This window comes from Methylobacterium sp. M6A4_1b (assembly GCF_053345175.1).
In genome coordinates this window covers 1-26853 of the sequence record NZ_JBKEZQ010000012.1, presented here as the reverse complement: position 1 = coordinate 26853, position 26853 = coordinate 1, and the positions used below count along the sequence as shown (strand labels likewise).

Here is a 26853-nt window from a genome sequence, read left to right as displayed (position 1 = left end):
GACGCGGATGGCGGTGGAGCCGCCCGCCCGCTCGGAGGCCCCCCCCTCAGTGGCCCCGGGCACCGGCCTTGATCTCGTCGGCGTAGCGCCATTCGAGGAGGGATTTGACGAGGAGGGTGACGAGGGCGAGGCCGGCCAGGAGGGAGGCGACGGCGAAAGCGGCAACGAAGTTGTACTCATTGTAGAGGATCTCCACGTGGAGCGGCAGGGTGTTGGTGAGGCCCCGGATGTGGCCGGAGACCACCGAGACCGCGCCGAATTCGCCCATCGCGCGGGCATTGCAGAGGAGCACGCTGTAGAGGAGGCCCCAGCGGATGTTGGGGAGCGTCACCGTCCGGAAGGCGTGCCAGCCGGAGGCGCCGAGCGTCAGGGCCGCCTCCTCCTCCGCCGTGCCCTGCTCCTGCATCAGCGGGATGAGCTGGCGGGCGACGAACGGGAAGGTGACGAAGATGGTCGCCAGCACGATGCCCGGCACCGCGAAGATGACCTGCAGGTCGTGGGCGAGCAGCCAGGGGCCGAGGAGGCCCTGCGCCCCGAAGACCAGCACGTAGATCAGGCCCGAGACCACCGGCGAGACCGAGAACGGCAGGTCGATCAGCGTGACCAGCAGGTTCTTGCCCCAGAACTCGAACTTGGCGATGGCCCAGGAGGCCATGATGCCGAAGACGAGGTTGAAGGGGACGGCGATGGCCGCTGTCAGCAGGGTCAGGCGGATCGCCGCGTGGGCGTCGGCCTCCGTGAAGGCCGCCAGGTAGGCGCCGAAGCCCTTGGCCAGCGCCTGGGCGAACACGGTGACCAGGGGCAGCACCAGGAACAGGGCCAGGAACAGGATCGCGACCGTGATCAGCAGGCCCCGGATCCAGAACCCCTCGGTGACCACGCTGGCCGGCCGGGCCTCGGTCAGGGTCACGGGGGCGAAGGTCTCAGACATAGCCGAATCTCCGTCGGCTCCAGGCCTGGATCAGGTTGATGGCGAGGAGGGTGAGGAACGAAATGCCGAGCATGATCGTCGCGATGGCGCAGGCGCCGCCGTAATCGTACTCGGACAGCTTGATGACGATGAGGAGCGGCGCGATCTCGGAGACGTAGGGCAGGTTGCCCGCGATGAAGATGATCGAGCCGTACTCGCCGACTCCCCGCGCGAAGGCGAGGGCGAAGCCCGTGAGCACCGCCGGGATCAGCGGCGGCAGCACCACCCGCACCAGGGTGTGGGCGCGGCCCGCTCCGAGGGTGGCCGAGGCCTCCTCGATCTCCTTGTCGATCTCGGCGATCAGCGGCTGCACGGTGCGCACGGCGAAGGGCAGGCCGATGAACACCATGGCGATGTAGATGCCCACCGGGGTGTAGGCCGCCTCGATCCCGAGCCGCGCCAGCTGCGCGCCGACGAGGCCGTTGGGGGCGTAGAGGGCGGCCAGCGCGATGCCGGCGACGGCCGTGGGCAGCGCGAAGGGCAGGTCGACCACCGCGTCGACGATGCGACGCCCCGGGAACCGGTAGCGGGTCAGCACCCAGGCGATGAGGAAGCCGAACACCGAGGCGGTCAGCGCCGCCAGCAGCGAGACGCCGAAGCTGACCCGCAGGGCGCTGGCGACCCGCGGATCGGTGGCGACCTCCCAGATCCCCGCCAGGCCGAGACCGGAGGCCCGGGTGACCAGGGCCGCCAGGGGCAGCAGCACGATCAGGCCGAGGCAGGTGAGGGTGTAGCCGAAGGCGAGCCCGAAACCGGGGATCACGCTCGGGCGGAGAAAGCGCCGCTTGGCGCGCTTGGGCGGAGCCATGGGGGTATCCTGTTGCAAGGGCGAACCCCCTCCCGGCGCAGGCCTCGGGCCCCGCGCAGGGAGGGGGCGACGGGGCGCTGCGTCAGCGTCCCGCCTTGCTCAGCTGGTCGAACAGGCCCCCGTTGTCGAAATTCTTCTTCTGGATCTCGTCCCAGTCGCCCTGCAGGTCCTCGATCTTGAACAGCTTCAGCTCGGGCAGCTGCGCCAGATCCTCGGGCTTGGCCGCCGCCCGGTTGAGCGGACGGTAATGGTGCTTGGCGAAGATGGCCTGCGCCCGGTCCGAATAGAGGAACTGGAGATAAGCCTCGGCTTGGCGACGGGTTCCCTTCTTGTCGACATTGGCGTCGACCAGGGCGACCGGCGGCTCGGCGTAGATCGAGGTCGGCGGCACCACGACATCGAACTTGTCGCGGCCGAATTCCTCGAAGACGAGGTAGGCCTCGTTCTCCCAGGTGGGCAGCACGTCGCCCAGGCCCCGCTGCGCGAAGGTCACGGTGGAGCCGCGGGCGCCGGTGTCGAGGACGGGAACGTTCTTGTAGACCTCGCCCACGAAGGCATTGGCCTTGTCGGCGTTCCTGCCTTCCTTCTCGTAGGCGTAGCCCCAGGCCGCGAGGAAGTTCCAGCGCCCGCCCGCCGAGGTCTTGGGGTTCGGCGTGATGACCTTGATGTCGGGCTTCACGAGGTCGCCCCAGTCCTTCACGCCCTTCGGATTGCCCTTGCGCACGAGGAACACCACCGTGGAGGTGTAGGGCAGGCCCTGGTTGGGCAGCTTGGTGCGCCAGTCGGGGACGATCTTCTTCGAGATCCGGCTGATCGCGTCGATGTCGGACGGAATGCCGAGGGTCACCACGTCGGCCGGGATGCCGTCGATCACGGTCCGGGCCTGCGAGCCCGAGCCGCCATGGGCGGCGCGCACCGTGAGGGTCTCGCCGGTCCTGGCCTTCCACTCCTCGGAGAAGGCCGCGTTGATCTCACGGTAGAGCTCGCGGGTCGGATCGTAGGAGACGTTCAGGAGCTCGGTCTGGGCGCAGGCCAGGGTGGGCGCGAGCAGGGCCGCGGCGAGGCCGGCGCCGAGCAGGAGCGCATGGCGGCGGGGGCGTCCGGTGGTCCGGGAAGAAGTCTCGCTCACGGGGGGGGGCTCCGAATCTGGCTTAGGCGGCCGGAGCGGAAGCAACCGCCTCACCGTTCCGGCGACGCTGGTTTCGTTCGTTTTAACGAACGTTGTCAAGCACCACGGCTCGGCGGGACAAGGCGGCCGGAACAGATCCGTTCCCCGCATTCGCTCTGGCGGAGGATGCTTTTTCGCGAAGGAGAACGGAGTCCTCTCTCCGAACGCCGCGAGAGAAGAACCTGTTCGTTGTCCGCGGGTTCTATAGAAAGGACGTTGCGCCAGATTTTATCCGGTCACGGGACATCGGCCGGTGCGCATAGCATGGCTGTCGGCCGCGCCTGGCTGCGTGCCGATTCCCGTGCCGCGGTCGCCATGGCACCGGGGCGAGGCCCGACGCGCCTCGGCGATCGAACGGCGCGGGCAGCGGGACGGATCGATTCGTTGGAAGGTTTGGGTGCGCCGGCCTCGCGCGTCGGCGCGAAACGTCCGGCCGCTCAGTCCGCCGCGACGGCGATCAGCGAGAACAGGGACGCCAGCAGGATGTTGCCGACGACGACGAGGGCGAGCGTGATCATGGAGCGGCTTCATGTGAGCGCGCCGCGGAGTGCATGCGCGCGTCGGATCAACGCTCACCTACCCGTCCCGGCGTGAACCGTCAGTGAATTCCCGCACAGGACACGGGAACATCCGGAAACGCGGTAAACGCGCCACACCGCGTGGGCTCAGCCCTTTCTCTTGCCGAGGCGCGCGAGCAGCGCCTCGAGCCGTGCGCCCGGCGGATCGGCCAGGATGTCGGCGTAGGCCGTGCGCAGGGCGTGCCCGAGGTGACGGCGGATGCCGGGGCTCAGCGTCGGCATGACGGGACGCGCCGCATCCGTGTCCGAATCGCATTCGCTTCGGGTCTTGGGCATGAATCGGACCCCGTCCTCGACCATCCGCGGCGTGCCGGAGGCAGACGCGGCCGAAGCGTGACAATCGCACCGATCGGTTAAGGATAAGCTGACGCTACGAGGATCCGCCTCCGTCGCCGCCCGACGGCGCGACGTGCCTTATCAAAGGTTGTCAAGCGCTTCGGATCGAAGGGCGGTGTTAAAAAAATCCTCCGCGGTCGACCGCATGGGGAAACAGCGATCGGACAAAGACTTGGCCGTTCGGAACCGGGACGCCCGAGGGTCGGGATGGCTAACGGATGGTTTCCGGTTGTGGACGAATCCGGTGAGATTCGCTTACAACATCCAAGCTCACGGCGCCGCAGAGTGGTTGTTTTCGAACTCCCGCAACCAACAACGGGAATTATAACCGGCATGCAGAATATTACAATTACAGACCGGGAACGTGATGCTGTATTAGCCGCGCTTCGCTATTATCAATTCTATCGGCTTCAGGGACATCCGTTTAGTCCGCATCAGGATCACCTGATCGACGCAATCGCGAGCGATTCCGGCGATGCACTCGATCTCGCGGAGATTGATGATCTGTGCGCCGGCCTGCACGGCAACGATCACGCCCTCGCGGCCGTCACCAGCGCCTGAGTTCGTCGCCTGCGCGCGGGGCGAACGCCGTCCGACACCCGCGCCGACACCCGCGCCGGCCCCTGAGCGACGGGGCCAGCGCTTCCCCGGCACTCTGCCGGCGCCGCGTCTCAGGGCGCGCTGTCCACCTGCTTCTGCGCCCGGTCCACCGCCTCGCCACAGGCCTTGGCATCGCCTTTCTTGTCGGCGGTACGCGCCTCGTCGAGGGCCACCTTCGCCTGCAGCGCCTTGTCGCCGCCCTTTCCGGCCTCCGCCGACTTTTCCGGGGGGGCGGCCTCGGCCGAGGCGCCGCCGCCGCTTCCCGTGACACCCTGGCCGCCCCGGGCGCTGGCCGCGGCCTTGCCGCTGGTGTTGGCGGAAATCGCCTCCTTGGCCAGATCCTTCACCGGCCCCTCGAGCGTCGCGATCCGGTCGCCGCAGGGAGAGGCGAGGGCGGGCGCCGCACCCGCGGCGAGGAGACCGGCGGCGAGACACCCGGCAACGGGCCACACGAAACGCGTCATCGATTGCTGTCCTTGATTCGGAAGGTGGGGCCGGCCCGACCGGGCCGCCTGCGTCGCGGGGTCAACCCACGGGGGCGAGGCCGGGCTCCCTTCGCGGAGCGGGAAATGCGAGGGCGGAAGAAGCGAAAACGGGAGAACACCCGCCGACGCAGCCCCCATGGGTACGACACGACGACGGAGTTCGGCTCGCCGGGAGCGCGTCGCCCCCTGCGGGGCGACCGGCGAGAGACGACGGCCGGAGACGAATCGGGGCGCAGGACGGCGGGTGGCCGTCCTGCGCCCCGGTACCCTTCCTAGCCAGAGGACGTTCCCGGGCAGGGGATCTGCCCAGGTAGGGGATCTGCCCAGGCAGGGGAGGGCGATACCCGATCAGGCGCTCAGCTGATCGCGAATGGGCAGCTGCCGGATGCGCCGGCCGGTGGCGGCGAAGATCGCGTTGGCGATCGCCGGGGCCACGGGGGGCACGCCGGGCTCGCCGACGCCGCCGAGCGGCGCGGTGAAGTCCGGATTCGGCAGCAGGTGGACGTGGATCTCCTTCGGCGCCGCGTCGATGCGGGTGATCTCGTAGCCGTCGAAGTTGTTCTGCTGCGCGCGCCCGTCCTTGAAGGTGATCTCCGCCGAGAGCGCGAGGCCCATGCCCATGACGACCGCGCCCTCCATCTGCGAACGGATCCGCTCCGGATTGACCTGCGGCCCGCAATCGACGGCGATGTCGACGCGCTTGACCCGCACCTCGCCCTTGGGACCGACCGCCACCTCCGCCGCCACCGCCGTGTGGGTGACGAAGCTGTAATGGCCGGCGATCCCGAGGCCGGTGCCCTTCTCCATCTTCCGGCCCCAGCCGATGCCCTTGGCGGCCGCCTCGATGGTCCGGCGCAGGCGCCCCGTATCGATGGGGTAGCGGGCCGGATCCTCGCCGTAGTTCCAGACGTCGCTGATGCTCGTCGGGTCGATGACCCGGTCGGGGCCGAGCAGCGCGAGCAGGTATTCCTTCGGATCCTTGCCCGCCGCATGCGCGAGCTCGGCCACGAAGGACTGGATCGCGAAGGCGTGCGGGATGTTCGAGACCGAGCGGAACCAGCCGATGCGCACATGGGCATCCGCCGCCGGGTTCTCGAGGCGGATGTTGGGGATGTTCAGCGGGGTGTTGGTCAGGCCCATGCCGAGCTCGAAGGGCAGCTCGTGCTTGGGGTCGGGGGCGAAGATCGAGCCGATGGTGGGCGCCGCCGAGCGGTGCAGCCAGGCGACCGGCATGCCCTTGTCGTCGAGTCCGGCCTCCAGGCGCTCCACCGAGATGGTGTGGTAGTAGCCGTGGTGGAGATCGTCCTCGCGGGTCCAGATCAGCTTGACCGGGGCACCGTCGACGGCTTGGCTGCACAGGGCGGCTTCCAGCACGTAGTCGGGCTTCGACTTTCGGCCGAAGCCGCCGCCGAGCAGCGTCACGTTCACCCGGACCTTGTCGGCGGGGAGGTTCAGCTTCTTGGCCAGCCGATCATGGGTCGCCTGAGGGGCCTGCGTATTGGCCCAGGCCTCGCAGAATCCGTCCTTGATCCGCACGGTGGCGGCCGGCGGTTCCATCGGGGCCTGGACGAGGTGAGGCACGAAGTACTCGGCCTCGACCTTGGTCTTGGCCTTCGCCATGGCGCCGGCCACGTCGCCCTGGTCGCGCACGACCTTGCCGGGGGCACGCGCCGCCTTCTCCAACTCGCCCCGGAAGGCGACCGAATCGTAACCGGCATTCGGGCCGTCGTCCCAGGTGATCTTCAGGGCCTCGCGGGCCTTCATCGCCGCCCAGGTGTTCTTCGCGACGACCGCGACGCCGCCGACGGGCTGGAACTCGGACGGGATCTCGGGCGCGTCGATCTTGAAGATCTTCACGACGCCGGGGACCTTCTTCGCCTCCGTGTCGTCGAAGCTCACCACCTTGCCGCCATAGACGGCGGGGCGGGCGACCAGGCCGTACAGCATCCCGTCGAGGCGGGTGTCGATGCCGTACATCGCGCGGCCCGTGGTGAAGTCGTGGTTGTCGATGAGGCCGATCTTGCCCTTGCCGATGTAGCGGAAGGCGTCCTGCTTCTTGAGCGTCACGCTCTCGCGGGCCGGCACCGGCAGTTCGGCCGCCGCCGCCGCAATCTCGCCGTAGCCGATCGTGCGCTTCGACCTGGCGTGGGTGAGAACCGAGTTCTCGGCCTTCACCTCGCCAGCCGGCACGCCCCATTGCTTGGCGGCGGCCTGGACCAGCATGGCGCGGGCCGCGGCGCCCGCGTGGCGCAGGTGCGGGAAGAAGTGGCGCAGCGAGCGCGACCCGTCCGTGTCCTGGTTGCCGAAGCGAACCTCGTCGCCCCAGGCCTGGGCGATCTTCACCTTCGACCAGTCGGCCTCGAGCTCGTCGGCCACCACCAGGGCGATGGAGGTGCGCACGCCCTGACCCATCTCGGAGCGGTGGCAGGTCACCGTCACGGTGCCGTCGGGGGCAATCGCGACGAACACCTTCGGATCGTCCTGCCAGCCATGCGGCATGGCGTCGGCGCCGTACTTCTTCGGCTCGTCCTTCTTGTCCTCGGCCTGGGCCGAATCCCGCCAGGACAGGGCGAGCACGAGGGCGCCCATCCCGCCGAGCAGGGCGCGGCGGCTGACATTGGCGAGCGCACTTTGCGCCAGCGCCGTCGGGGTGGAGCCGGCCTCGGCCGGAAGCGTGGCGTCGCCCGCCATGGTCTGCGCGTCGTGGATCACAGGCGCTCTCCCTTGTTCGCGGTCGGCTGCTGGCCAGCGGCCTGATGGATCGCGGCGCGGATGCGCGGGTAGGTGCCGCACCGGCACAGGTTCCCGCTCATCGCCTCGTCGATCTGCGCGTCGGTGGGCTTCGGGGTATCGGTGAGGAGGGAGGCCGCCTGCATCATCTGCCCGCACTGGCAGTAGCCGCACTGCGCCACGTTGAGATCGCGCCAGGCGACCTGGACCGGATGATTGCCGTCGGGGGACAGGCCCTCGATGGTGACGACGGCCTGCCCCTCGGCGGCCGAGACGGGGGTGACGCAGCCGCGCACGGCCGTGCCGCCGACATGGATGGTGCAGGCGCCGCAGAGGGCCTGCCCGCAGCCGAACTTGGTTCCGGTGAGCCCGACCTCGTCGCGCAGGTACCAGAGCAGCGGCATGTCGGGGTCGCCGTCGAAGCTGCGTTCAGCTCCGTTCACGGTCAGTTTGATCATCGGTGTATCCTGTCATGGATCAGGCCACGGGCCGGTCGGGATCGGCGTCACGCCAATCCGTCAACCGGCGGGAAGCCGTCGGGGTCACATGTCGGGCGTTCGGGGGCGTTGGCCGCCCCCCGGATGGGTCCTGAGGCACGGCGGCGGATCCAGCTCTCTCGGGAGAGCCGTCGCAGCGCACGAAGCCCCCACGCCCCGTACCTCGGAATGAATACAATTAAACGCGCGGTCCGTTGCGGCGCAACCGGACAGCCCCACCCTCATCCGTCACGGATTCGCCGATCCGGCTTCCATGTGCTGTTGCGCACGAGCCGAAGACGATGGTGTGATCCGAGGCACGGTTTCGCACGTTCACTCGCTCACGCATCGGCCCGACCCAAGAAGAATTGCCTGGTCCGGTCCGTATTCCCTCAGGTTTCGACGAGGCCGGTGCTGGCGCCCGACGCCTCGGAATCACCGGCGCCATGCGGCAGGGCGAGGTATTCCGACGAGCGCATCTCGATCAGCCTTGAGACCGTGCGGTCGAACTCGAAGGCCTCGCGGCCCTCGGTGGCCGTGTAGAGGTCCTGCGGCTCGGCGGCGGCCGAGGCGACGAGCTTCACGTGCCCGTCGTAGAGGGTGTCGACCAGGGTGATGAAGCGCTTGGCCTCGTTCCGGTTCTCCGGTCCCATCACGGGGATGTCGGAAACGATCACCGTGTGGAAGGCGCGGGCCACCGCCATGTAGTCGGAGGCGCCGAGGGGCCGGGCGCAGAGGTCGGCGAAGCCGAAGCGGGCGACGCCGCCGGTCTCCTCGGGCACCGGGACGTCGTGGCCCTTCACCCGCAGCGTCGCGGGCCGGCCCTTCGCCTTGCCGGTGAGACCCTTGAAGGCGGCCGCCAGGGCGGCCTCCGCCGCCGCATCCGCGGGGACGTGGTAGACCGAGGCCCCCCCGAGCTTCTCCAGCCGGAAATCCGTGCGGGCATCGAGGCGCAGCACGTCGACCCGCTCCTGCAGCTCGGCGATGAAAGGCAGGAACAGGGCGCGGTTCAGGCCGCCCTCGTAGAGCCGGTCGGGCTCGACGTTGGAGGTCGCCACCACGGTCACGCCGCGCTTGAACAGGGCGCCGAACAGGCGGCCGAGGATCATCGCGTCGGCGATGTCGGTGACGGTGAACTCGTCGAAGCAGAGCAGCGTCGCCTCGTCGGCCAGGGCGTCGGCGACCACGGGGATCGGATCGTCGCCCTTGGCGGTGCCGGCCTTCAGCGCCTGGCGGTGGGCGTGGATGCGCTCGTGCGCGTCGGCGAGGAAGCCGTGGAAGTGCACCCGGCGCTTCGGCTCGGGGGCGGCCTCGTGGAAAAGGTCCATCAGCATGGTCTTGCCGCGCCCCACCGAGCCCCAGATGTAGAGGCCCTTCGGCGGTGTCGCGGCGTCGTCCCGCCGACCGAACAGCCAGCCGAGGGCGCTGCCCTTGCGGGCGCGCTTGCGCCGGCCGAGTTCCAGCACCAGCCGGTCGAGGGCGCGCACGAGATGGATCTGCGCCGGGTCGCGCTCGATGGCGGCCGCGCGGACCAGGGCCTCGTAGCGGTCGGCGACCGGACCCGGGGACGCGGCGCCGGCCTTGGCCTGGCTCGACGGCTCGGAACCCGGAGGAAAGGGGGCGTTCACGGCGTGGGCGACCTGTTCGCGAAGGGATCGGGTTCGGGACCGAGCGGCCGGCGGGCCCGCCGGTCTGACGCGGTCACCACGCCGGATCAAGCCCCGGAAACCGTTCCGGCGCCGGACGCGCGGCTGCCGGTCGATTTGCTGCATTGCACAAACATGGCAGCGATGCCAAATCTGGTGGGCCTTGAGGGAGGCTACGCCCGGAACCGGCGCGCCGCGCGCGCCCTGAAACCGGAGACCGGCACCCGATGCCCGATACGCATCCGACCCTACACCCGCTCATCCGCCGCCTCTGGCCCAACGATGGCCCGGCGGTGGAAGCCTACTTCCTGCGGCTCGATCCGGAGACCCGCGCCAGCCGCTTCATGGGCGCCCTGAGCGACGCGGCCGCCGTCGCCTATGCGCGCAACGCCATGGGCGCCGAGGGCCTGATGTACGGCAGCTTCGTCGAGGGCACCCTGCGGGGCCTGGGCGAATTGCGGCCCGCCTCCGCGCCGCCGCCCGGCTTCGCCCTCGGCACGGAGGCGGAGGCCGCCTTCGCCGTGGAGAAGGCGTTTCGCCGCAACGGCCTCGGTCAGGCCCTGTTCGGCCGCATCGCCGCCGCCGCCCGCAATCGCGGCGTGCGCGACCTGCATGTGCGCTGCCTGCCCTGGAACCGGCCGATGCGGGGCCTGGCCGCCAAGGTCGGCGCGGACCTACGCATCACCGGCGGCGAGGCGGACGGCGCGCTCCACCTCGCGCGCCCGACCCCGGCCTCCCTGTGGCAGGAGGGCGTCACCGAGGCGGTGGATTTCACCCTCGCCCTCACGGCGGCGTGAGCGCGCCTTTTCCGGCCCTCGTCCCGGGGCTATCGTCGCCCACGACACACCGTCCGGCCGGGCTCCTCCCGCCCGCGACGGCCGAGGGCACATCATGATCGACGTTTCGCGGCGGAGCCTGTCCGCCCTCCTCGCCGGCATCGTCCTCCTGCCGGGCGTCGCCCAGGCCCAGGCCCGCCCCGATACCCGAGCGATGACCTGCGCCGAGGCCTCCGCCCTGGTGGCCCGGGCCGGCGCCATCGTGCTGAGTACGGGGCCGGTGACCTATGCGCGCTTCGTGCGCGACGGCGGGTTCTGCCCGCTGCCGGAAACCACCCAGCCGTCCTGGGAGATCACCCGGGACGACCCGAAGTGCTTCGTCGGCTATACCTGCCGCGACAAGTTCAACGAGGGCCAGGGCCGCGACTGAGACCGGCGCCGCCCCTCACGGGGTCATACGGCCAAGCTGCCATGTTGCCGCCCCGCCCACTGCCGATGCTCCCGGCCGAGACCCGTTCCGCCAGAGGACGGGCTCGCCGATGCGGGGCGTAGACATGGACCTGAGCGAGACCTCCCACACCACCCGCCCATCGAGCCGGCCGGCCGAGGCGCGTCTCGAGCGCTCCGTGGCCGATGCCCTGCGCGTCATCAGGGCCGCCTGCGACGAGCGGAACGAAGCCCCGGTGAAGGCCGCCCGGCGCCATCTCGCCGAGATCTACGGCGCCACCCGCCTCAGCCGGCAGCGCGAGCGCGGGCGCGCCTCCGCCTGAGGTCCCGCTACCGGGCCGGCCGCTCGGCGAGCCAGATGGTGTGGCGCGCGCCGCGCGCGCGCCCGGCCCGGACGCCGACCGCCTCGACCCGGAAGCCGCCCCGCGCCAGGCGCTGGGTGAAGGCGGGATCGGGATGGGCCGACCACACCGCCAGGACGCCGCCCGGACGCAGCGCCGCTCGCGCGGCGGCGAGGCCCGCGGCGTCGTAGAGCCGGTCGTTGGCGCGGCGCGTCAGGCCGTCGGGACCGTTGTCGACGTCGAGCAGGATCGCGTCGTAGCGGCCGCGCCCGGCGCGGATCACCTCGGCGACATCGGCCACCCGCGCCTCGGCGCGGGGGTCCGACAGCGCCGCGGCGGAGATCTCCGCCAGGGGGCCGCGACCCCAGTCCAGCACCGCCGGCACGAGCTCGGCCAGCACGATCCGAGCCTCCCCGGGCAGCGCGTCGAGGGCGGCCCGGAGGGTGAAGCCCATGCCGTAGCCGCCGATCAGCCAGCAGGCATTCGCCCGCGTCCCGAGCCGCTCGGCGGCCAGGGTCGCGAGCGCCTCTTCGGAGCCGCTGAGCCGGCTGTTCATCAGCTCGTTGTGGCCGAGCTGGATCGAGAACTCGGTGCCGCGCTGCAGCAGGCGCAGGGATTCCGTGCCGCCGGGAATCGGCGCGGTGTCGAGGACGACCCAGGGGATCACGGGCGGGGCTCGGGGCGAGGGGCGGTCATGCGACCCGGCTAGCACGGGCGGCGCACCGGATCACGCCATACCGCAACGCCGGCCCTCCCCCTTCGCGGAGCAGGTGGGCCGGGGCGAAGTCCCGCGAGCGGGGGCGACCGGTCCGGATCGCGCGCTGCCCCTCACCCGGTCGCTCCGCGACCACCCTCCCCCGCAGAGGGGGGAAGGGTTCTTGCAGGCTAGAACAGCCCCTCGATCTGCCCGTCGGCATCGAGGTGGATGCCCTCCGAGGCCGGGACCTTGGGCAGGCCCGGCATGGTCATGATCTCACCGCAGATCACCACGACGAAGCCGGCCCCCGCCGAGAGGCGCACGTCGCGCACCGCGATGAGGTGGCCCGAGGGGGCGCCCATCAGGCTCGGATCGGTGGAGAACGAGTACTGGGTCTTGGCCATGCAGACGGGCAGGTGGCCGTAGCCGTCCTTCTCGAACTGGGCGAGCTTGGTGACGGCCTTCGACTCCACCTGGATGTCGCCGGCGCCGTAGAGCTTGGTGGCGATGGCGAGGATCTTGTCGGTCAGTTTGGTCTCGGTCTCGTAGACGAAGGTCAGGGGCTTCTGCTCGCCCTCCGCCAGCTTGACCACCGCATGGGCGAGTGCCTCGGCGCCGGCGCCGCCCTCCGCCCAATGCTTGCAGGTGATGGCCTCGACCTGGAGCCTGTCCCGGCACAGCTCCTTCAGCTTGGCGTGCTCGGCATCGGTGTCGGCGTAGAAGTGGTTGACGCCGACGACGACGGGCAGCCCGAAGCTGCGCACGTTGGCGACGTGGCGCGCCAGGTTCGCGAACCCCTTCTCCAGGGCGTCGAGGTTCTCGGAGCCGAGTTCCTTCTTCGAGACGCCGCCATGCATCTTGAGGGCGCGCACGGTGGCGACGATGACCACCGCGGAGGGCTTCAGGCCCGCCTGGCGGCACTTGATGTCGATGAACTTCTCCGCGCCGAGATCGGCGCCGAAGCCGGCCTCCGTGACCACGTAGTCGCCGAGCTTGAGGCCGGCGCGGGTGGCGATCACCGAGTTGCAGCCATGGGCGATGTTGGCGAAGGGGCCGCCATGGATCAGGGCCGGGTTGCCCTCCAGGGTCTGCACGAGGTTGGGCTGCAGGGCGTCCTTCAGGAGCACCGTCATGGCGCCCGTGGCCTTGACGTCCTTGAGCGTCACGGGCTTGCGGTCGCGGGTCTCGGCGATGACGATGCGGCCGAGGCGCGCCTCGAGGTCGTCGAGGTCACGGGCGAGGCAGAACACCGCCATGACCTCGGAGGCCACGGTGATGTCGAAGCCGTCCTCGCGCGGGAAGCCGTTGGCGACGCCGCCCAGCGACTGGGTGATGGCGCGCAGGGCCCGGTCGTTCATGTCGACCACCCGGCGCCAATGGATGCGGCGGACATCGATGTTGAGCTCGTTGGCCCAGTAGACGTGGTTGTCGATGAGGGCGGCCGCCAGGCTGTGCGCCGAGGTGATGGCGTGGAAGTCGCCGGTGAAGTGCAGGTTGATCTGCTCCATCGGCACGACCTGGGCCTTGCCGCCGCCGGCGGCACCACCCTTCATGCCGAAGCAGGGGCCGAGCGAGGGCTCGCGCAGGCAGGCCACCGTCTTCTGGCCGACGCGGTTGAGCGCGTCGGCGAGGCCGACCGTGGTGGTGGTCTTGCCCTCGCCGGCCGGCGTCGGGCTGATCGCCGTCACGAGGACGAGCTTGCCCTCGGGCTTGGCCTCCAGGGACTTGATGAAGGCGTGGTCGATCTTGGCGATGTGCCGGCCGTAATGGTGCAGCGCGTCGTCCGGGATGCCGATCCGGGCGGCCACGTCGGTGATCGGCTGAAGCGTGGCCGCGCGCGCGATCTCGATATCTGAGGGCATGGTTGCGTTTCTCCCGGATTGTTCTTGTGCGCCCGGGACCGGTACGTGGCCGCATCCCGTCCGCTGGCGTTCGTCGTCTGCCGCCAGGACCGGATCCGCCGACGTTGGGCCGTGCGGATCGGCCGAACGGCCACGCATCATCGATCGCATCAGTTTGCGTGAACGGACAAGCAAAAGCGCGTCGGAAATTTTGAATTTGCAGGCAAAAATTTGTTTGGGATCAGATCTCCGTCAGCCCGTCATGGCACTGGCCGTGTATCCGGCCTCGGTCAGAGCCTCGGCGATGCTCAGGGCCTGGGCGGTCGTCGTCACCGCGACGCGGCCGTGGTCGAGGTCGACCGCGACCCGGGCTTCGGGATCGAGGCGCTGGATGGCCCGGCGCACCGCCGCCGCGCAGCCGTCGCAGGTCATGCCCTCCACCTGCATCAGGAGGTCCGATGGCGTCGCGTCCATGAGGTTCGCTCCGGGCTTCTCGTTCCGCGACGCGCATTGTGGCGCTCGGACCCGTCGATGCAAGCTGCGCCGCAGCGCCGAGGACCGGAACCGCAAGTCACAGTTCGGGAAAATCCGTTTCCAGGGCCGGCCCATGGCTTGTGGGACAGCGGCGTCTCGGCAACAAAAGGGCTGCGGACCGGCCGAGGCCGGAACGGCACCCCTATGTCCCCTGGTTTCGAGGATCGAAGACTCCGATGGCCCGGATCGTCGGCCGGCGTACGAGCCTGTGGGCCCTCATTCTGCTCGGGCTCTGTCTCCTCGGGCCGCTGGCGGTTTTCTCCCCGCTCGGGGCGAGCCTCGGGCTGGCCGGGATCGGGCTGGCGGCAGCCCTCGTCGCCCATCGCCGGGCCGGCACGCTCAACGCCCGCTGCGAGAAGCTGTCGGGCGAGGTCGACGTGCTCTCGCAGCGCCTAGTCCGGCTGGAGACGGTCACCCGCGCCCTGGCCGAGCAGCAGGTCCGCGCCGTCGATGCCGGAACGGCTGCGGGCGCATCCGCGCCCGGTCCGGACAGCCGCGACCTCAGCGCCGGCCTCGAGGAGGTCACGGCCGAGATCGGCCTCCTCAGCGGCATCGTGCGCGAACTCGCGGCCGTGGTCGCGGCGCAGGACGGCGAGATCGCCGGCCTCAAGGCCGCTCCGGCTCCGGTCGCCCCGCCGGCCGCACCCCCGCTCCGTCCGGCGCCGCGGGTCATCGCCCCCGATCCCGATCTGCGCGGGGAACCCCGCTTCGAGGCGGCGCCACCCCGCCGCGCGGACCCGACCCCGGTCGCCCCCTGGACGCCGCGGGCTCTGTCCCGGGCCGACGCCCCGGCCCAGGACCCCGAGCGCGATGCCGCGCTGATCGCCGCCTTCGACGCGGCCGGCCTCGAGGTCCACCTCCAGCCCATCGTGTCGCTGCCCCAGCGCAAGGTGGTGTCCTACGAGGCGATGGCGCGCCTGCGGCTGGCCGGCGAGACCCTGATGCCGGAGGCGTTCGTGCCGGTGCTGGAGCGCCACGGGCGGACCACCGATCTCGACCGCCGCATGATCCAGCGCGTCGCCACCATCGCGCAGCACCTCGCCGGACGGGGCAGCCAGGCGGCGGTCGCCTACGGCCTGTCGCCGCGCTCCCTGTTCGAGCCGGGCTTCCTGCGCTCCCTGGGCCGCCTCGTCGAGGGCACGCCGGACCTGTCGGGCCGGGTCATGCTGGCCCTGCCTCAGGTGAGCTGGCGCAGCCTCGACGCCGAGCAGGCCGGCGCGCTGGCCGACCTGCGCGGCCGCATCGGCTTCATCCTGGACCGGCCCCTCGACCTGCGCCTCGATCCCCTGGCGCTGGCCGACCGCGGGGTCGCGCAGGTGAAGATCCCGGCGGACCTGCTCCTGCGCCCGGATTCGCGCCAGGCGATGCCCGACATCGCCCTCGAGGACCTCGTGGCCTCCCTGGCGCGCGCCGGCATCCGGCTCGTCGCCGAACGGGTGGAGCGCGAGACCGACGTGCCCGACCTCATCGAACTCGACGTGCCCCTGGCCCAGGGCAGCGTGTTCGCGCCGGCCCGGGTGGTGCGCGCCGAGGTGCTCAACGCGGCCCCGCCGGCGCCCGAGCCGGGTCCGCCGAACGAGGATCCGGAGCCCCCGCCCCAGCGCAGGCCCTTCCGCGACTTCCTGCGCCGGGCCGGCTGAAACCCGTGCGGCGTTGATTTTCGCGGACGTCCCGCCTAACCGGACCGCGCTCCCCGCCACGTCCGCCGTACAGGTTGAGGCCCGCCGCATGCCCGATACGCCCGCACGCCCCGCTGCGCCCCGGCCCGTCCCGACCCTGGACGGCCTCGCCGCGATCGCGGCGGATCACGACCTGATTCTGTGCGATGTCTGGGGCGTGCTGCACGACGGCACCCACGCGCACCGGGGGGCCAGCGACGCGCTGATCCGCTTCCGCGCCCTGCCGGAGGCCGGGCGTCCGCGCCGGGTGGTCCTCGTCTCGAACGCGCCGCGTCCCTGGGCCGGCGTGCAGGCGATCCTCGACGGGTTCGGCGTGCCCCGCGGCGCCTACGACGCGATCCTGACCTCGGGCGACCTGACGCGCAGCCTGATCGCGGATCGCCCCGGGGCGCGCCTCCACCACCTCGGGCCGGAACGCGACGCCACGATCTTCGATGGCCTCGACGTGACCCTGGTCGCGGTGGCGCAGGCCGAGCGCGTCGTCTGCACCGGCCTGTTCGACGATACCTGCGAGACCGCCGAGGATTACCGTGGGACGCTGGAGGCGATGCGGGCCCGGAACGTGCCGATGATCTGCGCCAATCCCGACCTCGTGGTGGAACGCCGGGGCGAGCTGATCCCCTGTGCGGGACTGATCGCGGAAGCCTATGCGGCGATGGGCGGTGCCGTGACCTATGCGGGCAAGCCCCATCGCCCCGTCTACGAAGCGGCGCTGGCGCTGGCGGGCGGCCTCGACGACCGGGCACCGCCGGAGCCGGCCCGGGTCCTCGCCATCGGCGATGCCCTGCGCACCGACATCGCGGGCGCGTCTGCCTTCGGAATTCCCAGCCTGCTGGTGGCCCGCGGCATCCACGCCGAGGAACTCGGCGTCTCCGCGGCGCACGCGACCCTCGGCGACATCGCCGGCTGGCTCGACCGCCAGGCGGTCCGGCCGGACGCGGTGATCGAGCGCCTGGTCTGGTGATCAGGCGAACAGCGCGTCGATCTCGTCCTGGGCGACGGCCGGGCCGTGGAGCTGCGGGCCGTTGAGGATGAGGAGTTCGTTGCGGACCCGGCGCTCGACCTCTTCCGGGTCGATGCCGCCCTCGTCCCGGGCCTTGACGGCGTTGGCGAAGCGCGAGAGCCGGCTTTCCAGCTGACGCAGGGCCTCCACCACCTTGGCGATGCGCTGCCCGGTGATGTCCTGGAAGGTGCAGGCCTCGAAGATGTCGTTCATCCGCGCCTCGACGGTGGCGCGGTAGTTCCGGTCGTCAGGCAGGCCGAGGATCTCCTCGGCCGTGTTCATGATGGCGTTCGTGGCACCCGCCGTGGCGGCCACCACGCTGCCGAGCTCCTCGTGCGCCATCGGCAGGCGGTCCCGAGTGAGCTCGTTGGCCCGCAGCGCAGCGATTTCGTTGCGCAGGTGGGCGATGTAGTCCGCGATCTCGACAAGCTCGCGGATCAAGGACGGCTTATCCGGCGCGGGTCTCGACGTCCGCGCCTGCTTGGCGAGTGCCATGGGCTCCCGGCTCCCCGAATACGGTGTTCCTGGTCTGCGTTCCGGATCGATCAGGCGCCGCAGACGGCTTCGATCTTGCTCTTGAGCGTCGCGGCGTTGAACGGCTTGACGATGTAGTTGTTCACGCCCGCCTTCTTGGCGGCGATGACGTTCTCCGTCTTCGATTCGGCGGTGACCATGATGAACGGGGTGGTGCGCAGGGCCTCGTCGGCGCGGACGTGGCGCAGCAGCTCGTAACCGGTCATCGGCTCCATGTTCCAGTCGGAGATCACGAGGCCGTACTTGCGGTTCTTGAGCCGGGCGAGGGCAGCGGTGCCGTCGGAGGCGTCGTCGACCTCCTCGAAGCCGAGCTGCTTGAGCAGGTTGCGGATGATACGGACCATCGTCTGATAATCGTCGACGACGAGGATCGGCATGCCGAGATCGAGGGCCATGGGTCGGTGTGCTCCGTCGGGGGAAGGCCCGTGCCGGGGCACGGCCCTCCAGAATGGGCCGGAGCGCCAAGGTTTGGGCGCCCCTTGGCGATGAAACTACGCAGCATCGCATTGCGAAGCGGTTAACTGCCCGGCGGTCCAGCCTTCCGCGTGACCCGGCGTGGCGGAGATGCACCGCGTTCGCCTTGACAAGACCGTCGCCCTCGCACCCATGCGGACGGCATGTCCCTCGCTCCGCGCCTGCCCGACACCGCCGATTCCTCGCCGTCCAGTCTCGACGCCTTCGCCCGGGAGACCCTGGCCGACCTCGACGCGCGCGCCCTGCGCCGCCGTCTCGTCGACACCGCCCGCGGTCCCGGGCCGGTCGCGCGTCGCGCCGGGCGGAGCCTCGTCTCGTTCTCCTGCAACGACTATCTCGGCCTTTCCGACGACCCCCGGGTGATCGCCGCCGGCCAGGAGGCGCTGGCGCGCCACGGGGCCGGAGCCGGAGCCTCCCGCCTCGTCACCGGCAACCATCCCGTCCTGTCCGCCCTGGAGGCCCGGCTCGCCGCTCACAAGGGCAAGGATGCGGCCCTCGTGTTCGGCAGCGGGTACATGGCCAATCTCGGCATCGTGCCGGCCCTGGCCGGCGCCAAGGATCTCGTCCTCGTCGATGCGCTCGGCCATTCCTGCCTGTTCGCGGGCGCGCAGGTCTCGGGGGCGACGATGCTGCGCTTCCGCCACAACGACCTCGGCCACCTGCAGGACATCCTCGCCGCGCGTCGGGGCCGGCACGGGCGGGCGCTGATCCTGACCGAGCGGGTCTTCAGCATGGACGGGGACCGCGCGCCCCTCGAAGCCATCCTGGAACTCGCCGCCGCCCACGATGCCTGGACCCTGGTGGACGATGCCCACGGCCTCGGCGTGGTGGAGGCGGGTGCCCGGGCGCCCCTCGAAATGGGCACCCTGTCGAAGTCGCTGGGCTCCTACGGCGGCTATCTCTGCGCCTCGCGCGACGTCATCGACCTGATGACGAGCCGCGCCCGCAGCTTCGTCTACACCACGGGCCTCCCGCCCGCCTCGGCGGCGGCGGCCCTGCGCGCCCTCGAGATCATCGAGGCGGAGCCCGAGCGGGCGGCCCGGCCCCTGGCCCTGGCCCGCCGCTTCACCGCGCGGCTCGGCCTGCCCGAGGCGGCGAGCCCCATCGTGCCCGTCCTGGTCGGGGCGGCGGAGGCGGCCCTGGCGCTCTCGGCCGCCCTGGAGGCGCGCGGCTACCTCGTCGTGGCGATCCGTCCGCCCACGGTGCCACCCGGCACGGCCCGGCTGCGGGTGGCGTTCTCGGCGGCGCACGAGGCGGATCAGGTCGACGGCCTCGCCGATGCCCTGCGCGCGCTCGGCATCGGCCCGCAGGGCGCTCGCGAGCCCTGAGCCGGATGTGGGTTCAGGAGTTGGAGCGGGCCTCGCCGGCCCCGCGATGCCTGGCCTGGAGCTGGTTCGAGCGCTCCCGCGCCCGCCGGCGCTGGGCCGAGAACCCGATCCAGCGCGTGACCAGCGGGCCGCGGCGGCGCACGATCGGCACAGCGGACTTGCTCTCGCCGGTCTCCGCTGCCTCGTCCCCGGGGCGGGCCTCGCCGGCGGGCGCGTCGTGGCCGAAGGCTTCGGGATGGGTCTTTTCCGTCACAACCTTGAGTCTCCCCCGGGAATTCTGGGCGTTGCCGTCGGCGGGCAGGGCGATGCGCGCGAGCACGACGGGGCGGGCGACCGCCGTGGCGTCCGGAAGGCCGGACGCGTCGTCGCCGGGCCGGACGCGGGGGGATCGAATCGTGCGAATGTCAGCGGTCATCTCGCCTGTTGCCATCTGCGCGAGATCCAGCGCGGCACGCCGCGCGCACCCGTGATCCCGACCCGCCGCGCGGCCCGGCATTCGGGTCCTGCAGCGTATGCAACAACATAGTCAATCCCGACGCCGGGTTGAGCCGATTGCTTGGTCTGGGAGTCCATATCTGTTGTCTCGGCGTCCCAAACCGACCTCCGAGCGGCGATGTCCGAGGCGCCACGGCCCGCCGCCGGTCGCGCGAGACCTCGGGCCGGACGAAGATCCGGACAGCCGGGATCCGGCGCCCGGACCCGTGACGGAGCCCCGGCTCAGGCCGCCGCGGGCGCTTCGCCGGCGGCGCGCTCGCGCGCGAGCTTGACCACGCTGACCTGATCGACCTTGCCGGTCCCCAGCATGGGCACGCGCTCCAGCACCACCACCTCGGCGGGAATCGCGATCTCCGGCGCGCCCTTGCCCTTGGCGAAGCTCTGGTAGGCGGCCCGGGTCGCGTCCTTGGCCTCCGTGAACAGAACCAGCCGCTCGCCCTTGCGGGCATCCGGCACGGCGGCGACGGCGCTCGGTGTGTCCGGCCACAGCTCGGCCGCGATCGCCTCGACGCTCGCGAGCGACACCATCTCGCCCGCGATCTTGGCGAAGCGCTTGGCCCGGCCCTTGATGGTGACGAAGCCCTGGGCGTCGACGGCGACGATGTCGCCCGTATCGTGCCAGCCCTCGGGGGGCGCCTCGATGCTGCCGGGGCGCTCGGGCCGCAGGTAGCCCAGCATGATGTTGGGTCCGCGCAGGACCAGGCGCCCGCCCGCCTCGATGCCGGGTACCGGCTCGAGGCGCCACTCCTGACCGGGCAGGAGCCGGCCGACCGTGCCGAAGCGGTTGAACATCGGCGTGTTGAGGGCGACCACCGGTCCGCACTCCGTGACGCCGTAGCCCTCGAGGATGCGCAGGCCGAACTTCTCGCCCCAGGTCCTGCGGGTGGAATCCTTCACCGCTTCGGCGCCGGCCACGACGTAGCGCAGGGAGCGCAGGTCGTAGGAATGGGCGGTCTTGGCATAGCCCGACAGGAAGGTGTCGGTGCCGAACAGGACGGTGGCGTTGGAGCCGTAGATGAGCTCCGGCACGATCCGGTAATGGAGCGGCGAGGGATAGAGGTAGACCGGAACCCCGGAGACCAGGGGCAGCACCAGGCCCGCCGTCAGGCCGAAGGCGTGGAACACCGGCAGCACGTTGAACACCTTGTCGGTCGGCCCGAAATCGATCCGGGCGGCCACCTGCGCGGTGTTGGCGAGCATGTTGCGGTTGGCCAGAACCACACCCTTGGGCGCCCCCTCCGAGCCGGAGGTGAACAGGATCGCGGCCGGGTCGTCCCCGCGCCGGGCCACCAGGGGCGCGCGCCTGGCGAGGAAGCCCCGGAGCTTGTCGCCCGTGCTGATCCCGGCGCGGATGTCCTCGAGGTAGACCAGGGTGACGGCGCCCTTGATGGCCTCGACGAGGGCGCCGAGCCGGCCCTTCTCGATGAAGGCGCGGGACGTCAGGACGGTGTCGACCTCGGCCGTTCTGCAGGCCGACAGGATGTTGGCGGCGCCCGCCGAGAAGTTGATCATCGCCGGCACCCGTCCGGCCGAGGCCAGGGCGAACAGGGTCACGGCCGCGCCGTTGGCGTTCGGCAGCATCACGCCGAGCGGCTTGCCCGGGGCGCCGAGCCCCTGCAGCTTGCGACCCAGGATGTTGGCGCCCATGACCAGGCGGGAGAAGCTCAAGGATCCGGTGGGATCCTCGACGGCCGTGCGGCGCCAGCCGTGGCGGTCGCCCGCCTCGATCAGAGCCTGCATCAGGCCGCGGTCGATATCCGTGGTGCGGAAGACGAGGTCGGACATGATTCCGTAGAGCGCGGCGCCCGCCGCCTGCCGACGGGCCTTGCCCCTGAGGGCCGGGTCCACGGTAAGGGCCACCGGCGAAAGGATCGTGACGGTGACCTTCGGCCACCAGCGGCGCTTCACCTGGTTCTTCGACAGGCGCGAGAAGACCGTCTTCTCCAGGCCCTCGATCTTCACCGGCACCACCATGGCGCCCGACTTGTCGGCGATGAGGCCGGCCCCGTCATACACCTTCATCAGGCTGCCGGTGACGGTGAGCCGCCCCTCGGGGAAGATGATCAGCGTCTCGCCGTTCTTGACCGCATTGATCAGGGTGCGGGTGGCCAGCGGACGGGTCGGATCCAGCGGCATCGCCTTCGTCACCGCCAGGAACGGCTTCACCCACCAGCGCTGCGCGATTCCGTGGTCCACGGCGAAGACGGGCTCCTGGTCGAGGAGCGAGAGGGCCAGCGGCGCGTCGAGGAAGGAGACGTGATTGAGCGCGACGATGGCGTTCGGACCGGCCTTCTCGACGTTCTCCAGGCCGCGCACCTCCAGGCGGTAGAAGGCCCGGAACAGGATCGAGAGGAAGTCGCGGAACGCGCTCGTCGGCAGGACGGCGAGGATGATCACGCCCGCCACGAGGTTGAGCACGCCGAGCAGGGCCAGGAGCGCGGTCATCGACCATCCGGCGCCCTGCAGGCCGGCGAGGCCCAGCGCCCCCGTCACCATGAAGGCGGCGGTGAGCACGTTGACGGCGCCGATGACGCGGGCGCGCTTGTCCTTGTCGGTCCAGGCCTGCACGGCCGCGAAGGAGGGCACGATGTAGAGGCCGCCCGCCACCGCGAGGCCGAACAGGTCGATCGTGACGCGCAGACCCGTGCCGGTGGTGAGGAAGGCGAGGGCCCCGGCGGGATCGCCCGAGACCGGGGGCAGGTGCGCCACCGTCCAGGCGAGATCGAGGCCGAACGCGCCCATGAGCAGGGCGCCGATGGGGGTAGGCAGCAGCACGATGCGGCCGCTGGCGAGCCAGGAGGCCAGCCCCGAGCCCACCGCGATGCCGATGGAGAACACCGCGAGCAGGGTCGTCACCACGGTCTCGGAGCCGTTGAGGCTCTGGCGCACCAGCACGGGGAGCAGCGACAGCACCACGGCGCCCACGAGCCAGAACCAGCTCACGATGAGCGAGCCGCGCCACAGCCGGGTGTCGCCCCACAGGTCGCGCAGGAGGGCACCGGTGGAGCGGGCGACGTTGGGGTCGACCCGCAGGGTCGGGGCGGCCTCGCCGGTGGACGGGATCGCCCGGGCCGAGAGCCAGCACAGGACGGCGAACACCATGATCATCGAACTGAAGGCGAGCGCGCCGCCGCCCATGGCGGTGGCCAGCCCCGCCACGATCGTGCCGAGCAGGATGGCGAGGAAGGTCGCGGCCTCGACCAGCGCGTTGCCGGCGGTGAGCTCGTCCCGGCGCAGGTGGTCGGGCAGGATGCCGTACTTGATCGGCCCGAACAGGGCCGCGATCGTGCCGAACAGGCCCAGCGCCACGAACAGCACCGGGACGGAGTGCATCCAGAACCCCAGCGCGGCGGCGGCGGCACCGAAGATCTCGGCGAATTTCAGCCGCTTGGCGATGAGGGCCTTGTCGTAGCGGTCCGCCATCTGGCCCCCGAGGCCCGACAGGATGAAGAACGGGCCGATGAAGACCGCGCCCGCCAGGGTCACCAGCATCGGCGAGCCGCCGCCCTCGCCGCCCACCTTGAACAGGATCAGGAACACCAGGGCGTTCTTGAGGAAGTTGTCGTTGAAGGCCGAAAAGAACTGGCACCAGAACAGGGGTGCGAACCGGCGCGTCGTCATCAAGGTACGAAACATGAAAGTCTCCTCGGACGACGCATGACTGCCCGCACGCGGCGGTAGCGTCAAATGGTGAACCGGACGCTCTTTGAACGTCGTTCAAAACATATCGTCGCCGCAGATCGGGTTCAACAGCGAGATTGCACGGCGTACAATCCTGGCGGCGGGCCCGTGCGGCGGCGCACCGGCGACATCCTTCGGAACCAGAGGCAGCGGAGCGGGAGTGGCGATGGCGCGGGTGGAGAAGCGCGGGACGGGTCCGCGCGGCGAGCACAATCGCGACGAGTTCCTGGCCCTGGTGACGAAGGCCGCGGAGGGGCTGGTCCGGCGCGAGGGACTGCGGGGCCTCGGAATGCGGCGCCTCGCCAGCACCATCGGCTACGCACCGAACTCGATCTACAACGCCGTCGGCGACCTCGACGCGGTGACGATGCGGGTCAATGCCCGCACCCTGGCGCGCCTGCAGGCGACCCTCGAGGCGGCGGTGGCCGCCGATGCGGTGCCGCAGGACAAGGCCCTGGCCCTTGCCGATGCCTACCTCGCCTTCGTCGCCGCGGACCCGCAGGTCTGGAGCCTCGTCTACGAGCACCAGATCGCGCCGGACAGCGCCTTCCCGGACTGGTACGCCGAGGCCCTGGGGCAGACGACCGATCTCGTCGCCCGCGTGCTCGCGCCGATGATCCCCGACCCGGACGAGCGCCGGCAGGCGGTGGCCACCCTCTGGGCCGCCCTGCACGGACTGGCTTCCCTCTCGACCTCGCGCAAGCTCGCGGTGCTGACCCCGGAATCGCCCCGCGACCTGGCGCGCCTGCTGATCCGCCGGTTTCTCGGAGCGCCGAGCCGGCCGGACGCGTGAGCGATTCCGGCCGGAGACTCAGCGCGAGGTTCCGCTGTGGCGGGTGCGCAGGCCCTTGAACAGGGCCGGATGGGGGTCGTTGAGGCCGCGCGGGGCCGGTGGCCCCGGGCTGCCGGGGTTCGGCCCCGGCGGAGCCTCGCGCGCGCGCCGCTCCGCCCCCTTCCGCCGGCCGCTCCGGTACGCGGCCGCCGTCTCGGTCTCATCCCCGCCCGGCCGGGACGAGGGGAGGAGCGACAGGACCCCGAAGGCCGCGAGGCAGGCGAGGCCGATGCCGACGGAGTGCCAGCTCGGTTCCGGCGCGAGCATCATCGTGCCGAGCCCGCCCAGGGCGAAGACCGCGGCGAGGTTGCGCGGAGAGAAGGGATCGATGGTCATCGGAGCCATCCTGCCGCGCGGCGATCACGAACCCGTGAGGCAATCGATTCAATTTGTAGAAGTATCGCGACGCGGAGGACGGCCGAATGGGTTCCCTGGCGGACCGATCTGTCGATCCGGGGAGGCCGACGATCCTTTCGAAAGGAAACGCCCCGGGAAAGGGGACCGAAGGTGAATCGAGAATCGCGGGATGAATTCAGGACATCGCGATGCCGTCCGACCAAAGCGGTGCCTGCATGGGCTGGAGACATGCAATCAGAAGTAGAGTGACGGTATTGGCGCGTAATCTTTTAAGGATTCTCTGAGCAACCTCGTCTCCTGCCCCGCATGTAAGTCGAGCCAGGGCGGCTTCCCGAACGAGGTCCGTCGTGTCCTTCCAGAATGTGTCCATCCGCGCCCGGCTGATCGCGGCCTTCTCGTTGCTGACGCTCTTCGCGGTGGGGTTGGGCTTCCTTGGGCTCCTCGGCACGCAGCGCATGCGCGAGCAGAGCCTCGAGATCGAGACGAACTGGCTGCCGAGCATCCGGGTCCTGGGCGAGATCGACACCGTCACGGCTCGCATCAGCGCCGTCGTCCTTCGGCACACCCAGGCCACCGACCCGAAACTCGCGGCATCGATCGAGGCGGACCTCGTGCGCTTCGACAAGATGCTGGGCGAGCGCCGGGCGATCTACGAGCCGATGATCGCCTCACCGGCGGAGCGCGCCCTCTACGACAGCTACCTGCGCGAGGCGGCCAATTTCCTGCCGGTGCGCCAGGCCATCATGGATCTCTCGCGCAGCGGGCAGAAGACCCAGGCCTTCGAGCTCTACGAGAGCAAGGGCCTGCCGGTGCGCCGCGCCGCGTCGAGCGCCCTCGAGAAGCTCACGGCCCTCAACAACGACGGCGCCACCCAGGCGCAGGCCCGCAGCAAGGCCACCTTCGAGCAGACCCAGACCGTTGGCCTGGTCGCGATGGTGCTGGCGCTGGTCCTGTCGGCCGCGTCCGCCTTCGTCATCATCCGCGGCGTCACGCGCGGCATCGGCGCCGTCGTCCGACCCATGCAGGCGCTGGCGGGCGGCGATCTCTCCGCGACCATCCCGCACCAGGGCGCCCGGACCGAGATCGGCACCATCGCGGACGCCGTTCAGGTGTTCAAGGACGGCCTGATCCGGATGCGGGGTCTCGAGGAGGAGACGGTTCTGGCGCGGTCCGGGGCGGAGGCGCAGCGCAAGGCGGCGATGCGGGCGATGGCCGAGAGCTTCGAGGGGGCGGTGGGCGGCATCATCAGCATGGTGACGAGCTCGGCCACCGAGCTGCAGGCCACCGCCCAGAGCATGGCCGGCACCGCCACCCAGACGGCCAACCAGTCCACCAGCGTGGCCGCGGCCGCCGACGAGGCGGCCTGCAACGTCAACACCGTGGCGGCGGCGGCCGAGGAGCTCGGCTCCTCGGTGCAGGAGATCGGCCGCCAGGTCAGCAACTCGGCCGCCATGGCCCAGACCGCCGTGGCCGAGGCCGCCCAGACCGCCACCTTCGTGCAGACCCTCAACACGGCGGTGGCGCGCATCGGCGACGTGGTGACGATGATCACCTCGATCGCGGGCCAGACCAACCTGCTGGCGCTGAACGCCACCATCGAGGCGGCGCGGGCCGGCGAGGCGGGGCGGGGCTTCGCGGTGGTGGCGGCCGAGGTCAAGGAGCTGGCCAACCAGACGGCGCGGGCCACCGAGGAGATCGGCGGGCAGATCGCCCAGATCCAGGGCTCGACGGGCCAGGCGGTGGAGGCGATCGGCGGGATCGCGGCGCGCATCCGCGAGATCAGCGGCGTGGCCACCTCGATCTCGGCGGCGGTGGAGGAGCAGGGGGCGGCGACCCAGGAGATCGTGCGCAACGTGGCCCAGGCGGCGCAGGGCACGGGGGCGGTGACGACCAACATCGCGGGCGTGGCCGGCGCGGCCGAGGAGACGGGCGCGGCCGCCGCCCAGGTGCTGGGCGCCGCCTCCGAGCTGTCGCGCCAGTCCGAGCATCTCAGCGCCGAGGTCCAGCGCTTCCTCGCCACCGTACGCGCCGCCTGAG

25 protein-coding genes are annotated in these 26853 nt (G+C 70.9%); 9 read left to right on the top strand and 16 right to left on the bottom strand.

Annotation, left to right across the window (positions count from 1 at the left end):
* Positions 1–46: 46 nt before the first annotated feature.
* The 4 genes from cysW to ACLBWX_RS13435 all read right to left on the bottom strand — a co-directional run bounded on the left by cysW (position 47) and on the right by ACLBWX_RS13435 (position 3800).
* Positions 47–931, bottom strand: coding sequence for a sulfate ABC transporter permease subunit CysW (cysW, locus tag ACLBWX_RS13450; RefSeq protein WP_447677560.1), 885 nt, complete (start codon positions 929–931; stop codon positions 47–49).
* The gene (gene cysT / locus ACLBWX_RS13445; RefSeq protein WP_447677559.1) at positions 924–1778 is read right to left on the bottom strand and encodes a sulfate ABC transporter permease subunit CysT; all 855 of its coding nucleotides are present in this window, start codon (positions 1776–1778) and stop codon (positions 924–926) included. The genes cysW and cysT overlap by 8 nt, the downstream gene beginning before the upstream one ends.
* An 82-nt stretch (positions 1779–1860) precedes the next feature.
* The gene (locus ACLBWX_RS13440) at positions 1861–2907 is read right to left on the bottom strand and encodes a sulfate ABC transporter substrate-binding protein (protein WP_447677558.1); all 1047 of its coding nucleotides are present in this window, start codon (positions 2905–2907) and stop codon (positions 1861–1863) included.
* Positions 2908–3611: 704 nt separating this feature from the next.
* Positions 3612–3800 (bottom strand): hypothetical protein, encoded by a 189-nt coding sequence (locus tag ACLBWX_RS13435; protein WP_447677557.1) that lies wholly within the window; start codon positions 3798–3800, stop codon positions 3612–3614.
* Positions 3801–4193: 393 nt separating this feature from the next.
* On the opposite strand from ACLBWX_RS13435, the gene ACLBWX_RS13430 reads away from it, so the two are divergent.
* Positions 4194–4421 (top strand): hypothetical protein, encoded by a 228-nt coding sequence (locus ACLBWX_RS13430; protein ID WP_447677662.1) that lies wholly within the window; start codon positions 4194–4196, stop codon positions 4419–4421.
* 110 nt (positions 4422–4531) lie between these two features.
* On the opposite strand, the gene ACLBWX_RS13425 is transcribed toward ACLBWX_RS13430, so the two are convergent.
* The 4 genes from ACLBWX_RS13425 to zapE form a co-directional block, all read right to left on the bottom strand.
* Positions 4532–4924, bottom strand: coding sequence for a hypothetical protein (locus ACLBWX_RS13425; protein ID WP_447677556.1), 393 nt, complete (start codon positions 4922–4924; stop codon positions 4532–4534).
* A 369-nt stretch (positions 4925–5293) separates the two neighbouring features.
* Positions 5294–7636, bottom strand: a complete 2343-nt coding sequence (locus ACLBWX_RS13420; protein ID WP_447677661.1) for a molybdopterin cofactor-binding domain-containing protein — start codon at positions 7634–7636, stop codon at positions 5294–5296.
* Between the two features lie 17 nt (positions 7637–7653).
* Complete coding sequence (locus ACLBWX_RS13415) at positions 7654–8133, bottom strand: (2Fe-2S)-binding protein (RefSeq protein ID WP_447677555.1); 480 nt, start codon at positions 8131–8133, stop codon at positions 7654–7656.
* A 410-nt stretch (positions 8134–8543) separates the two neighbouring features.
* The gene (zapE, locus tag ACLBWX_RS13410; RefSeq protein WP_447677554.1) at positions 8544–9779 is read right to left on the bottom strand and encodes a cell division protein ZapE; all 1236 of its coding nucleotides are present in this window, start codon (positions 9777–9779) and stop codon (positions 8544–8546) included.
* A gap of 245 nt (positions 9780–10024) precedes the next feature.
* On the opposite strand from zapE, the gene ACLBWX_RS13405 reads away from it, so the two are divergent.
* From ACLBWX_RS13405 to ACLBWX_RS13395, 3 genes are all read left to right on the top strand, one after another.
* Positions 10025–10594, top strand: coding sequence for an N-acetyltransferase family protein (locus ACLBWX_RS13405; protein WP_447677553.1), 570 nt, complete (start codon positions 10025–10027; stop codon positions 10592–10594).
* 94 nt (positions 10595–10688) lie between these two features.
* Positions 10689–11003 carry a hypothetical protein gene (locus ACLBWX_RS13400; protein ID WP_447677552.1) on the top strand — a complete coding sequence of 105 codons (315 nt, stop codon included), beginning with the start codon at positions 10689–10691 and terminating at the stop codon, positions 11001–11003.
* 124 nt (positions 11004–11127) lie between these two features.
* Positions 11128–11343 carry a hypothetical protein gene (locus ACLBWX_RS13395; RefSeq protein WP_447677660.1) on the top strand — a complete coding sequence of 72 codons (216 nt, stop codon included), beginning with the start codon at positions 11128–11130 and terminating at the stop codon, positions 11341–11343.
* A 7-nt stretch (positions 11344–11350) separates the two neighbouring features.
* On the opposite strand, the gene ACLBWX_RS13390 is transcribed toward ACLBWX_RS13395, so the two are convergent.
* The 3 genes from ACLBWX_RS13390 to ACLBWX_RS13380 form a co-directional block, all read right to left on the bottom strand.
* Positions 11351–12028 carry a spermidine synthase gene (locus ACLBWX_RS13390; RefSeq protein WP_447677551.1) on the bottom strand — a complete coding sequence of 226 codons (678 nt, stop codon included), beginning with the start codon at positions 12026–12028 and terminating at the stop codon, positions 11351–11353.
* 218 nt (positions 12029–12246) lie between these two features.
* A complete protein-coding gene (locus ACLBWX_RS13385) occupies positions 12247–13920 on the bottom strand; it encodes a formate--tetrahydrofolate ligase (protein ID WP_447677550.1) in 1674 nt (557 codons plus the stop codon).
* A 231-nt stretch (positions 13921–14151) separates the two neighbouring features.
* Positions 14152–14373 carry a heavy-metal-associated domain-containing protein gene (locus ACLBWX_RS13380; protein ID WP_056472567.1) on the bottom strand — a complete coding sequence of 74 codons (222 nt, stop codon included), beginning with the start codon at positions 14371–14373 and terminating at the stop codon, positions 14152–14154.
* A 236-nt stretch (positions 14374–14609) separates the two neighbouring features.
* On the opposite strand from ACLBWX_RS13380, the gene ACLBWX_RS13375 reads away from it, so the two are divergent.
* Together ACLBWX_RS13375 and ACLBWX_RS13370 are read left to right on the top strand one after the other, a co-directional pair.
* Positions 14610–16073: an EAL domain-containing protein gene (locus tag ACLBWX_RS13375; protein ID WP_447677549.1), complete on the top strand. Its 1464-nt coding sequence runs from the start codon at positions 14610–14612 to the stop codon at positions 16071–16073.
* An 88-nt stretch (positions 16074–16161) separates the two neighbouring features.
* Positions 16162–17076 carry a TIGR01459 family HAD-type hydrolase gene (locus ACLBWX_RS13370; protein WP_447677548.1) on the top strand — a complete coding sequence of 305 codons (915 nt, stop codon included), beginning with the start codon at positions 16162–16164 and terminating at the stop codon, positions 17074–17076.
* Here the strand turns inward: ACLBWX_RS13370 and ACLBWX_RS13365 are convergent, their stop codons facing one another.
* Both ACLBWX_RS13365 and ACLBWX_RS13360 read right to left on the bottom strand, forming a co-directional pair.
* Positions 17077–17610, bottom strand: a complete 534-nt coding sequence (locus ACLBWX_RS13365; RefSeq protein WP_447677547.1) for a protein phosphatase CheZ — start codon at positions 17608–17610, stop codon at positions 17077–17079.
* 50 nt (positions 17611–17660) lie between these two features.
* Positions 17661–18044, bottom strand: a complete 384-nt coding sequence (locus ACLBWX_RS13360) for a response regulator (protein ID WP_018046001.1) — start codon at positions 18042–18044, stop codon at positions 17661–17663.
* Positions 18045–18266: 222 nt separating this feature from the next.
* On the opposite strand from ACLBWX_RS13360, the gene ACLBWX_RS13355 reads away from it, so the two are divergent.
* The gene (locus tag ACLBWX_RS13355; RefSeq protein WP_447677546.1) at positions 18267–19451 is read left to right on the top strand and encodes an aminotransferase class I/II-fold pyridoxal phosphate-dependent enzyme; all 1185 of its coding nucleotides are present in this window, start codon (positions 18267–18269) and stop codon (positions 19449–19451) included.
* Between the two features lie 13 nt (positions 19452–19464).
* Here ACLBWX_RS13355 and ACLBWX_RS13350 read toward each other — a convergent pair whose 3' ends face one another.
* Positions 19465–19866, bottom strand: coding sequence for a hypothetical protein (locus ACLBWX_RS13350; RefSeq protein ID WP_447677545.1), 402 nt, complete (start codon positions 19864–19866; stop codon positions 19465–19467).
* Positions 19867–20168: 302 nt separating this feature from the next.
* Positions 20169–23582: an acyl-[ACP]--phospholipid O-acyltransferase gene (locus ACLBWX_RS13345; protein WP_447677544.1), complete on the bottom strand. Its 3414-nt coding sequence runs from the start codon at positions 23580–23582 to the stop codon at positions 20169–20171.
* A 211-nt stretch (positions 23583–23793) separates the two neighbouring features.
* Between ACLBWX_RS13345 and ACLBWX_RS13340 the strand changes: the two genes are divergently transcribed.
* Complete coding sequence (locus ACLBWX_RS13340) at positions 23794–24420, top strand: TetR/AcrR family transcriptional regulator (RefSeq protein ID WP_447677543.1); 627 nt, start codon at positions 23794–23796, stop codon at positions 24418–24420.
* 18 nt (positions 24421–24438) lie between these two features.
* Here ACLBWX_RS13340 and ACLBWX_RS13335 read toward each other — a convergent pair whose 3' ends face one another.
* A complete protein-coding gene (locus tag ACLBWX_RS13335) occupies positions 24439–24795 on the bottom strand; it encodes a hypothetical protein (protein WP_447677542.1) in 357 nt (118 codons plus the stop codon).
* Between the two features lie 368 nt (positions 24796–25163).
* Between ACLBWX_RS13335 and ACLBWX_RS13330 the strand changes: the two genes are divergently transcribed.
* Positions 25164–26852: a HAMP domain-containing methyl-accepting chemotaxis protein gene (locus ACLBWX_RS13330; protein ID WP_447677541.1), complete on the top strand. Its 1689-nt coding sequence runs from the start codon at positions 25164–25166 to the stop codon at positions 26850–26852.
* Position 26853: the final 1 nt, after the last annotated feature.